This is a genomic window from Streptomyces sp. NPDC087422, from assembly GCF_044744145.1.
In the GTDB taxonomy this organism is placed as follows: domain Bacteria; phylum Actinomycetota; class Actinomycetes; order Streptomycetales; family Streptomycetaceae; genus Actinacidiphila.
This window is the reverse complement of the sequence record NZ_JBIUXT010000021.1, coordinates 24,859-35,386: the sequence shown is the minus strand read 5'-3', so window position 1 is coordinate 35,386 and position 10,528 is coordinate 24,859. Positions and strand designations below refer to the sequence as shown.

The window sequence follows — 10,528 nt, the reverse complement described above, 5'->3', positions numbered from 1 at the left end:
CCACCGTCAAGCAGGCCATCGGCATCGCCACCTGAGGCCCCCCCCGCCCCCCCCCCCCCCCCCCCCCCCCCCCCCCCCCCCGCGCGGCCCCCCCCCCCCCCCCCCCCCCCCCCCCCCCCCCACCGCCGTACCGGAATAACGTCTTCGCGCCGGGCGGACGCAGGTCCCGTGGGCGCCACCCGGCCGACATTCCGCTGTGGCCGAGCCAGGGAGAAAGGGGGCGTACACGTGCGTATCGCATTGCTCACCGAGGGTGGTTACCCGTACGCGCGAGGTGAAGGGGGTGCGTGGTGCGACCGGCTCGTCCGCGGTCTCGCGCACCACGAATTCGACGTGTACGCGCTCAGCCGGTCACCGCGGACGGAGGCGGGGGGCCGCGTCGAAGTGCCGTCGCACGTACGGCGGTTCCGCGCGGAACGCCTCTGGGGGGAGCCCCCGGCCGCCGCCCTCGCGCCGACGTGCGGCGGCGGCCGGGCGGCCAGACGCGCCAGACGCGCCGACTTCCTCACCCACTACCGCGACCTGGTCGCGGCGCTGGCCGGCGGCGCCGGGCTCGGCTCCGCCGACCGGGCGGACCGTTTCGCCTCCGGGCTGTACGGTCTCGCCGAGGTCGCCGCAGAACACGGCGGCCTGCCCGATCTGTTGCGCGGCGAGGACGCGCTCGCCGCCCTGGAGTCGGCGTGCCGCGCCCCCGGCGTGCGTCCCGTGCTCGGCGACATCGTCGTCACCGAACTCCTCGCCGTCGCCGAGTTGTTGGAGCGCCAGCTCAGGCCGCTGTCCGCGCCCTGGTACGGGTCGAGCGAACTGGGCGCCGTCGATGTCTGCCACGCCGTCTCCGGGGGCCCGGCGGCCTTGCCCGGCCTGCTGGCCAAACGGTTCTGCGGAACGCCGCTCATCGTCACCGAGTACACCGTGCGGGTACGGGAGGCGCTGCTCGGGAACCGCGCGGCCGGACTGGCCGGAGCCGTACGGGTGGTGCTCGGCGACTACCACCGGCTGCTCGCCGGGGAGAGCTACCGGCAGGCCGCGCTCGTCACGCCTGGCTCCACGCATGTGCGGCGCTGGCAGGAGCGGTGCGGGGCGCCGCGCGACCGGATGCGGACCATCCATCCGGGGATCGACGCGGCGCGCTTCGCCCTCGCGGGCGAGGCCGCCGAGGCCGAGGCCACCGCGCCCGCCGCGCACGCCGACCCCACGCTCGCCTGGGTCGGCAGGATCGATCCGGCCAAGGACCTCATCGCGCTGCTGCACGCCTTCCGCGCGATACGCGCGGACGAGCCGCGGGCGCGGCTGCGGATCTTCTACCTGCGGCTGCGGGCCGCCGACGAACGCGCGGCCTCCTACCTCGGGCACTGCCGGACGCTCGCCGCGCAGCTCTTCCCCTACGAGGCCGCCGACGCCAACGCCGTCGGTGAGAGTCCCGTGAGCTTCGAGGAGATCGGGTCGCCCGGCGCGCCCGAACTCGCCGACGCGTACGCCGCGGGCGACGTCGTGGTGCTCTCCAGCAGCGCGGAAGGCTTTCCGCTGAGCCTGGTCGAGGCGATGTTCTGCGGGCGGCCCACCGTGTCCACCGACGTGGGGGCCGTCCGCGAGGTCATCGGCGGCACCGGGCTCGTCGTGCCGCCGCGCAACCCCAAGGCGCTGGCGGACGCCGTCGTCGATCTGCTGCGCGGGCCCGAGCGGGCGTCGCGGCTCGGGGCGGCGGCCCGGGAGCGGGCGCTCGCGCTCTTCACCGTCACCCGGTGCGTGGACGCCTTCCGCGAGAGCTATCTCGACGTGGTCGCGCACCATCCCGTGCGGCGCGAGCCGCTGCTCGACGCGGCGGGCGATCCGCGGCCGTTCACGGCTCCCGCCGAGTCGCACGTCCCGGCCCGCCTGGCCCCCACCCCCGCCCACCCCGCCTGGTCCCGCACCCCCGAACCCGTAGGTGCCCCGTCCGCCTCCGGAGGCTCCCCCTCATGACCACGCCGACCCCCGCCCACGCCTTACTCACCCGCCTCACCGCCCAGGCCGCCCCGCCCGCCTCACCCCTGCGGCTCCCGCCCCACGACCCCGACGACCCCACCGCCATAGACATAGACGCCTACGACGACGAGGCCACCCCCCACTCCCTCGACGAGACGGTCACGGCCCTCTTCGGCGCCTCCCGCCTCCCGGCGCGGAACCCGGACTCCGACGAGCACCCGGCCGAGCTGCGTCCGGCCCCCCCGGACGGCGACCCGTCGCGCGTACGGTCCCGGACCGTCGTCGCGGACGACGCGCAACCGCCCGCCGCCGCGCCCGAGACCGCCCAGCCCCACCCCGCCGCCCCGACCCGCACAGATTCGTTCGGAGCCGCCTCCCCACCCGCCGCCGCGCCGCCAAGTCCGGACGCTTCCGCATCCGAAGTGCCCGTCGTGGACCGGGGCTTGGCGGTGCTTGGCGACCCCGCTCGCGAGCAGCGCGAGCCCCGCTCAGGCGCGGGCCACCGCGTTACCGACGAGCCGCAGGCCCACGCGGATTCGGCGCGGCGGCCCGAGTCGGGGCCGGTGAACCCGGGTGATGACGGGGCGCACGGCTTGCCTGACGCTCGCCTCGCGGACCCGGACAGCGCCGCATCGGTGAGCGGCGCGGGCCTCATGCGGGCCGAGACCCGCCCGGGCACGAACGTTTCCGTATCCGAAGTGGCTGTCGTGGACGGGGACTTGGTCCTGCCTGGCGGCCCCGCTCGCGAGCGGGACGGTTCGGTACCGGGCGGCCTGGACGCTGACGGCGGGTTGCGCTCGGGCGCGGGCCTCCGCGTTGCCGAGGGCCCCGAGGCGGAGGGCGATTCGGCGCGCGCGGGCGCAAACGCTTCCGTACTCGAAGTGCCGCCCCTGGAAGGGGACTTGGCCCTGCCTGGCGGCCCCGCTCGCGAGCGGCGCGGGCCGGTACCGGTCGGCTTGGACGCCGAGGGTGGGGAGCGGTCGGGTGCGGGGCGACGCGGTGCTGGGGCGGGGGCGGGTGGGGAGGCGCGGCCCGGAGGGCGGTTGGTGGGGATCGACGGCGGGCGACGGGCCGCGCGGGGCGGGCCGCAGGCCGGCGGACGGGTGGCGGACTTTCGGGCGGGGGCGCGGCCGGGCGCCGCGGACGAGCCGCGGCGCAGGGGGCCCGCCGACCCCGTACGGGGAGTGATGCACCGGCACGAGGCGCTGATCGCGGGCGCCGTGGACGAGTGGGAGATCGCGGCCGGGCTGGAAGCCCACGGCGTGACGGACGGAGCCGCGCGACGCCTGCGGCACCGGGACGTCTTCGGGCTCGCGGAGGAGCTGTACGCGCGGGTCCCGAGGGCGGTACGCCGACTGGAGGCGGCGCCGGGGGAGCGGGAACGGGCCCTGCCGCGCTGGCGGACCGGGGCCGCGCAGGCGGTGCCGGGCGCGGTGTGCGCGCTGGCGGCCGGAGCCCCCGGAAGCGTACGGCTGCCGCTGCTGGCGTTCGTCGCCGTCGTCGCGTGGGCCGCCGTACGGATCGGACCGCTGCGGGTCGAGCGCGGCGCGGGCGCCGCCGTATGGACGTACGGTCTGCTCGGCTACGCGCTGTACGCCGGGCACGCCACCGGCCGCACCGCCGGCGCCGCCACCCTCGCGGCGCTCACCTTCGCCCTGCTGCCCGCCGCGTACTGCGCGCACTGGCTCGCCGTCCGCTCCAGGGCCCAACTCGCCCCCAGCCACGGCCTGTCGGACTTCGCCGACGCCGTACGCCCCCGCCTGGCCGCGGCCCTCGCCGCGTACGCCGTCGCGCTGATCGCCCTGCTCGACACGGCCACCGCCGTCGCGGGCTCCGCGCCACTGGCCGGACCGGCCGCCCTCGGCCTGCTGCTCTTCGCCGCGCGCCTGCTGTCCGTGCACGGCTTCCCCGGCCACGCGGCGGCCGGTCTCGGGGCGGCCTGCGCCGCCGAGGCGCTGACCCTCGCCGCGACCCCCCTGCACCTCGGCCCTGCCCCCGCCACCGCGCAAGCCGTCATCTGCGGCGCCGCCGCACTCGTGCTGACCGCGCAGGCGTTCCGCGTGCTGCCCCGTGCCTCCGCGCACCGGCCGCCGCCGCGCCACCACCCCTGACCTCAGCAGAACGAACGACCAGGAGAACACCCCTTGACCAGGTACCGAACCGCCCCGACCCCGACCGCGGCCCGACGCCCGGCACGCCCCCTCCTCGTCCGCGAGGACGGCCTTCCGCCCCGCGGGCGCACGACGGGACACTCGGCGCAGGCACTCGGAGGCACGCGATGAGAGTGCTGCTGCTCGGAGCCGACGGCTTCCTCGGCCGGCATGTCGCGGAGCGGCTCCTCGCCGACCCCGCCGTCCAGCTCACCGCGCTCGGCAGGAGCGACGACGCGGATGTCCGCTTCGACCTGGCGAGCGGCGCGCCCGGCGTCCTCGCCAGGTTCCTGGACGCCGTGCACCCCGGAGTCGTGATCAACTGCGCCGGTACGACCAGGGGTGGCGCCCGCGAGCTGACCCGGCAGAACACCGTCGCCGTCGCCACCGTCTGCGAGGCGATGCGCCGCAGCCAGGTCGACGCCCGGCTCGTCCAGCTCGGCTGCGGCTCCGAGTACGGGCCCTCGCCGCAGGGCGCGTCCACCGGCGAGGACGCGGTGCCGCGCCCCGGCGGCCCGTACGGCGTCAGCAAGCTCGCCGCGACCGAACTGGTCCTCAGCTCAGGTCTCGACGCGGTGGTGCTGCGGGTGTTCAGCCCGGTCGGCCCCGGCACCCCGACCGGGGCCCCGCTCGGCCGGGTCGCCGAAACCCTGCGCCGCGCGATGCAGAACGGCGACGGCGAGCTGAAACTCGGCGGCCTCGGCGTCCAGCGCGACTTCATCGACGCCCGCGACGTGGCCCGCGCCGTGCACGCCGCGTCGCTGTCCGCCGCGCAGGGCGTGGTGAACATCGGCAGCGGCCGGGCCGTCCGGATGCGTGAGATGGCCGCGGCCCTCGCCCATGTGGCGGGCTACGAGGGCTCGCTGCACGAGCTGGACGAGACCCCCGCCTCCGCCGGGCCGCCCCCGTACCCCGACGGCTGCGGCGGCTGGCAGCAGGCCGACGTCCGTACCGCCAGGGACCGGCTCGGCTGGCGGCCCCGGATCGGCCTGGAGGAGTCCCTGGCCGATGTGTGGATGGAGGCGGCATGTCGCGTCTGACGCGACCGCACCAGTGGGGCACGGGACTGCGCCGCCGTGCGGGCGCGGGCCGGGACGCGATGGGCTTCGGCGTCCCGGCGTTCGCGCACCCGCTGGTCGCCCCCACCGAATGGGCCGAACTGGCCCGGCCGGGGGCGCCGCTGCACTGGGCCGCCTTCGACGTGGCCCGCGGCCCCGGTACGCGGCCCGACCCGCTGTACGGAGAGGTCGTCGGCCGCGTCCGTGAGAACGGCGTCCCGGTCCTCGGACTGCTGGACTGCCGCAACGGCACCCGGCCCTTCGGCGACCTGCTCGCCGACGCCTCCCACTACCTGGACTGGTACCGGGTCGACGGCTTCTACCTGGACCGCGCCCCGACCGGCCGCGCCGACGCCGCCGAGTGCCGCCGGGTGGTGACCACGCTGCGGGCACTGCTGCACGCGGACGACGAGGACACCGGGGGCACCGGGGGCACCGGGGGCACCGGGGGCACGGAGGGCGCGGAGGGCAACGAGGACGCCGCGGACAGCAGAGGCAGATGGGGCAGTGGGGCCAGTGGGGCCAGTGGGGCCAGCGGGAGAGCGGGAGCCGCCGCCTCGCGCCTGCCGGAGAGCGGCGGCGGCCAGATCGTCCTCGGCCACGGCGAGCACCCGTGGCCCGGATACGCCGAGCTGGCCGACCAGCTCGTCACCTTCTGCGGCCCCTGGACCAGTTACCGCTGGTCGGAGGCGCCGGAGTGGACGGCCGCGTACCCGCCGGAACGCTTCGTGCACCTGGTGCACGGCCTGCCCAGGTCCCATCTGGACACCGCCCTGCGGATCGCCCGCTGGCAGGGCGCGTCCACGGTGTGCCTCACCGACCGCACGGACCGGGACGGCGCCGACCCGTGGGCGGGCCTGGCCGGATACTGGCACGAAGCCGTCCGTATGCTGCGCAAACAGCCGTCGCCGAGCACGTAGCACCGGCGCGGCGGCCCCTCGGACCGGACACGGCCAGGGCGCGGCCGGAGCGTGACCGGGACGTGACCGGGATGTGAGCCGATTCCGTCTCGGTCCTCGGACCGGGTGTCTTGGAATGAAGACCGGCGTGGCAGTGTTGCAGGGACAGCACGTACCGCACGTACTGACTGATGACCGACCAACCGTATTGCTGAGGTCCCTGTGTCGCTGCCACCCCTGGTCGAGCCGGCCGCCGAGCTCTCCGTTGACGAGGTCCGCAGGTATTCGCGCCATCTGATCATCCCCGACGTGGGAATGGACGGCCAGAAGCGGCTGAAGAACGCCAAGGTGCTGTGTGTCGGCGCCGGCGGGCTCGGCTCTCCGGCCCTGATGTACCTGGCCGCCGCGGGCGTCGGCACGCTCGGCATCGTCGAATTCGACGAGGTCGACGAGTCGAACCTCCAGCGTCAGATCATCCACAGCCAGGCCGACATCGGCCGCTCGAAGGCCGAATCCGCCCGCGACTCCGTCAAGGGCATCAACCCGTACGTGAACGTCGTCCTGCACGAAGAGCGGCTCGAAGCCGAGAACGTGATGGAGATCTTCTCCCAGTACGACCTGATCGTCGACGGCACGGACAACTTCGCGACCCGCTACCTGGTCAACGACGCGTGCGTGCTGCTGGGCAAGCCCTACGTCTGGGGCTCCATCTACCGCTTCGACGGCCAGGCATCGGTCTTCTGGTCCGAGCACGGCCCCTGCTACCGCTGCCTCTACCCGGAGCCCCCGCCCCCCGGCATGGTCCCCTCCTGCGCCGAGGGCGGCGTCCTCGGCGTGCTGTGCGCGTCCATCGGCTCGATCCAGGTCACCGAGGCCATCAAGCTGCTCGCGGGCATCGGTGAGCCGCTGCTCGGCCGCCTGATGATCTACGACGCCCTGGAGATGACGTACCGCACGGTGAAGGTCCGCAAGGACCCGGACTGCGCGGTCTGCGGCGAGAACCCGACCGTCACCGAGCTGATCGACTACGAGGCGTTCTGCGGCGTCGTGTCCGAGGAGGCCCAGGAGGCCGCGCTCGGCTCGACCATCACTCCCAAGCAGCTCAAGGAGTGGATGGACGACGGCGAGAACATCGAGGTCATCGATGTCCGCGAGCCGAACGAGTACGAGATCGTCTCCATCCCCGGCGCGAAGCTCATCCCGAAGAACGAGTTCCTGATGGGCAGCGCCCTGGAGCACCTGCCGCAGGACAAGCGGATCGTCCTGCACTGCAAGACCGGTGTGCGCTCCGCGGAGGTCCTCGCCGTCCTGAAGTCCGCGGGCTTCTCCGACGCCGTGCACGTCGGCGGCGGCGTGATCGGCTGGGTCAACACGATCGAGCCCGACAAGCCCGTGTACTAAGCCAGTTGAAGCGGTCTCACGGCGGAGGGGCCCGGTGCCACGCACCGGGCCCCTCCGCCGTCCCGTCATGTCCTGTTGTTCCAGATGCCCTTGACGGTATCGAAACTGTGACGGACCCATGACCTGCCCATGAGAGAGCCGGGGGGCGAAGGAGGTAGCGTCAGGGGCTCCCGTGCGGAGTGATCCGTACGGAGCAGGGACATTTCACTGAGGGGGACCACTACGTGAAAACGCAGAAAAACCGGCGGACCGGACGGGGAATGAAGGCCAGGGCCGCCGCGGTGACGGCGGGCACGCTCGCCATGGTGCTGGGCGCCTCCGTCGCCGCCAGCGCCGAGGGCGGCTCGCCCGCGCTCACCACCGTCAAGGACGCGCAGAGCCACACCGCCGCACCCGGCGTCTCGACGTTCTCCACGAACGCCGCGCAGGACGACAAGATCTGGTCGTTCGGCATCGACGGCCGCGACTCCAGCGGCCGGATCTGGAGCTACCCGCCGAAGGCGAACGGCTTCGGCTCCCGCACCCAGACCGGCTACGGGATGGGCAGCGCCAACGCGTTCTTCAAGAACAACTCGGGCAACGACACGCACGTGAACGTCTACGCGCGGTTCGGCGGCACGCTCCGGATCTTCTCGGCGGCCTCGCCCGACGAGGGCACCGTGATCGGCACCGGCTGGAACGTCTACAACGCCTTCGTGACGCCGGGCAACGTCGGCGGCGCCGCCAACCCGGACCTGCTCGCCCGTGACAGCAGCGGCGTGCTGTGGCTCTACCTGTCCTACGCGGACGGCACGTTCGCCAAGAAGCGCAAGGTCGGCGGCGGGTGGAACACCTACAACCAGATCGCCGGCCGCGGTGACCTCACCGGTGACGGCAAGCCCGACATCGTGGCCCGCGACAGCAGCGGTGCGCTCTGGCTCTACAAGGGCACCGGCAACATCGACGCGCCGTTCGCCGCGCGGACGAAGATCGGCGGTGGGTGGAACACCTACAACAAGATCCTCAGCCTGGGCGACACCAGCGGTGACGGTCGCAACGACCTGATCGCCCGCGACACGTCGGGTGTCCTGTGGCTGTACAAGGGCACCGGCAACGCCGGCGCCCCGTTCGCGGCCCGCGTGAAGATCGGCGGCGGCTGGAACACGTACAACTACCTGTTCTAAGCCGCGCCGTCCTCCGGATCGCGCCGTTCAACCGTGAAACGAGGCCCGCCGCCCGGAACTCCTCCGGGCGGCGGGCCTCTCACATGGTCCGGTTCAGCGGTTGACGGTCTGGATCTCCTGGACCGTGACCGGGTGGTCCTGGGTGATCACACCGTTCGGCAGCGGCGGGTTGTCGGCCGCGCCGTCCGAACCGCGCCAGGAGACCTTCCAGGTGGCCGTCACGTTCAGGTCGTACGCGCCGGTGCTCTGCGTGGAGCGCCGATACGTCACACCGCACGGCGGGTTGCCGGTGGCGCCCTCGGTGTACGGGGCGCCGACCTGGCCGCCCTTGCCGATGGGGCACTCGGCGGAGGACGGGTACACGGTGGCGTCCGACGTCCCCGGATCGATGTGGACGCTGGTCGGCGTGGCCGTCGTCTCGGCCCACATGGCCTGCGCGCCGGGGATGTTGAGTTCGGCCCTGACGGTGACCGGCGCGTAGTTCTCGTTCAGCGTCACCCAGGTGGGCAGATTGACGGTCTGGGTGCCCACCGGATTCGTCCGGATGTCCACGCCCGGCACCTTGGTGTGCGCGAAGGCGAGCCGGGCCAGCATCTCCGTGGTGATCACGTTCGGCGTACCGGCGGGCGGGCGCTGGCCGTTGGGGACCCAGAAGGGCAGCGTGCCGTTGCAGTCGAAGCGGTCGGGGCTGTCGGAGTTGGGATTCGTCACCGGCCCCCAGAAAGCGCCCTTGCCCTGCTGGTCGAGATTGAAGTTCTTGTACGCCTTCTCGCCGTTGCCGCTCCAGGTCCTGCCCTCCGAATAGTGCTTCTTGTACTCGTCCATGGCCTGCATGGCGTAATTGGCCTGGCCCGGATACTCGTTGGTCTCCTTGACCTGCTTCTCGACCATCTTCTTGAATTCGGCGGGGCCGGCGACGGGGCCGATCCAGCACGGCGGCGGCGTCCACGTCACATTGTCGGCGGCGCCGAGCGAATGGCCTCCCGAGCCCTTCGTGCTGGTGTCCGTGGGATAGGTGACCTGGACGCCCGCGCTCAGATTGCCCTTGTCGTCACCCGAGCCGCTGGTCTTGCCGCCGGGCACGTCGGCGAAGGCCGGGGCGGCGACGGTGGCCGTGGCGGCCGTCACGAGGATCGCGGTGGCCGCGCCAAGAGCCGCACGGCGCAGGCCCGTTGCCGGGCCCGATGGGGTGGTCACTCCTTGCATTGCGTTGCCTTCGCTTTCGCATCGACGGACACGGCTTGCCACAGGTCGGCCCCCGCGGGGAACTTGGCCATGACGATCGTGAAGTACACGTAACTGCTGTCGGTGACCGCGGTGCCGAGGAGCTTGCCCGACCTGACGTCCTTGCCGTAGACCTTGCCCTGGAAGTCGCAGAAGCCGACCGTGGCGGCGGTCTTCGCCGAGGTCACCTTCACCGTGGGCCGGTAGAAGCGGTCGGTGCCGGTCTCGGTCCAGCCGCCGTCCACCGCCTGCCCGATCTGCGTACGGGCATACGCGGCGGCGCTGCCGCCCGGCTGCGCGTACTGCGCCACCAGCGGCTCGTTGACATTCCGCTTCACGATGCCGTGGGCGATGCTGCGCATGAAGTTGGCGGCGTTGCCCAGCGCGGCGGCCTCGGCGTGACCGGTCGGCGCGGGCCAGTCGAAGACCAGCTTCAGATCGCCCGGCAGCGCCAGGTTCGGATCCTGCGTCACGGGCGGCGCGGTCGGCTCGGCGGACGCCGACGCCGTGGGAGAGGCGGCCGTCGCGGTGGGGGAGGCGGTGTTCGCCGCATCCCCGTCGATCGTGTCGGAGCCGCCACCTCCACCGCCGCCGCAGGCGGACAGCGTCAGGACGGCGGTCGCCGTCAACGCGGCGGCCGTTGCGCCGCAGTGGACTCGCATGGTCAA

The 10,528-nt window shown here is 73.6% G+C and carries 8 protein-coding genes; 6 read left to right on the top strand and 2 right to left on the bottom strand.

Features of this window, described 5'->3' with window-relative positions; translation table 11 throughout:
• The first annotated feature begins 228 nt into the window (after window positions 1–228).
• From ACIO6U_RS35940 to ACIO6U_RS35915, 6 genes are all read left to right on the top strand, one after another.
• Window positions 229–1,962, top strand: coding sequence for a DUF3492 domain-containing protein (locus ACIO6U_RS35940; RefSeq protein WP_355348641.1), 1,734 nt, complete (start codon window positions 229–231; stop codon window positions 1,960–1,962).
• 1,190 nt (window positions 1,963–3,152) lie between these two features.
• On the top strand, window positions 3,153–4,076 hold the full coding sequence (locus ACIO6U_RS35935; protein ID WP_391052944.1) for a hypothetical protein: 924 nt from the start codon (window positions 3,153–3,155) through the stop codon (window positions 4,074–4,076).
• A gap of 167 nt (window positions 4,077–4,243) precedes the next feature.
• Window positions 4,244–5,155 (top strand): NAD(P)-dependent oxidoreductase, encoded by a 912-nt coding sequence (locus ACIO6U_RS35930; protein WP_188283310.1) that lies wholly within the window; start codon window positions 4,244–4,246, stop codon window positions 5,153–5,155.
• Between the two features lie 59 nt (window positions 5,156–5,214).
• Window positions 5,215–6,093: a spherulation-specific family 4 protein gene (locus ACIO6U_RS35925; RefSeq protein WP_401725642.1), complete on the top strand. Its 879-nt coding sequence runs from the start codon at window positions 5,215–5,217 to the stop codon at window positions 6,091–6,093.
• Window positions 6,094–6,294: 201 nt separating this feature from the next.
• Window positions 6,295–7,473 (top strand): adenylyltransferase/sulfurtransferase MoeZ, encoded by a 1,179-nt coding sequence (moeZ, locus tag ACIO6U_RS35920; RefSeq protein ID WP_355348647.1) that lies wholly within the window; start codon window positions 6,295–6,297, stop codon window positions 7,471–7,473.
• Window positions 7,474–7,733: 260 nt separating this feature from the next.
• Window positions 7,734–8,636 carry a VCBS repeat-containing protein gene (locus ACIO6U_RS35915; protein WP_355348651.1) on the top strand — a complete coding sequence of 301 codons (903 nt, stop codon included), beginning with the start codon at window positions 7,734–7,736 and terminating at the stop codon, window positions 8,634–8,636.
• A 93-nt stretch (window positions 8,637–8,729) separates the two neighbouring features.
• Here the strand turns inward: ACIO6U_RS35915 and ACIO6U_RS35910 are convergent, their stop codons facing one another.
• A complete protein-coding gene (locus ACIO6U_RS35910) occupies window positions 8,730–9,833 on the bottom strand; it encodes a hypothetical protein (protein WP_401725631.1) in 1,104 nt (367 codons plus the stop codon).
• Window positions 9,830–10,522 (bottom strand): hypothetical protein, encoded by a 693-nt coding sequence (locus tag ACIO6U_RS35905; RefSeq protein WP_401725629.1) that lies wholly within the window; start codon window positions 10,520–10,522, stop codon window positions 9,830–9,832. Before ACIO6U_RS35905 ends, ACIO6U_RS35910 begins: the two co-directional genes overlap by 4 nt.
• Window positions 10,523–10,528 lie beyond the last annotated feature (6 nt).

What these genes read in the sequence shown, in the direction of transcription:
- ACIO6U_RS35935 (WP_391052944.1), top strand. Translation starts at nt 3,153, where the DNA reads ATGCACCGGCACGAGGCGCTGATCGCGGGCGCCGTGGACGAGTGGGAG.
- ACIO6U_RS35930 (WP_188283310.1), top strand. Translation starts at nt 4,244, where the DNA reads ATGAGAGTGCTGCTGCTCGGAGCCGACGGCTTCCTCGGCCGGCATGTC.
- ACIO6U_RS35925 (WP_401725642.1), top strand. Translation starts at nt 5,215, where the DNA reads ATGGGCTTCGGCGTCCCGGCGTTCGCGCACCCGCTGGTCGCCCCCACC.
- ACIO6U_RS35915 (WP_355348651.1), top strand. Translation starts at nt 7,734, where the DNA reads ATGAAGGCCAGGGCCGCCGCGGTGACGGCGGGCACGCTCGCCATGGTG.
- ACIO6U_RS35905 (WP_401725629.1), bottom strand. Translation starts at nt 10,522, where the DNA reads ATGCGAGTCCACTGCGGCGCAACGGCCGCCGCGTTGACGGCGACCGCC.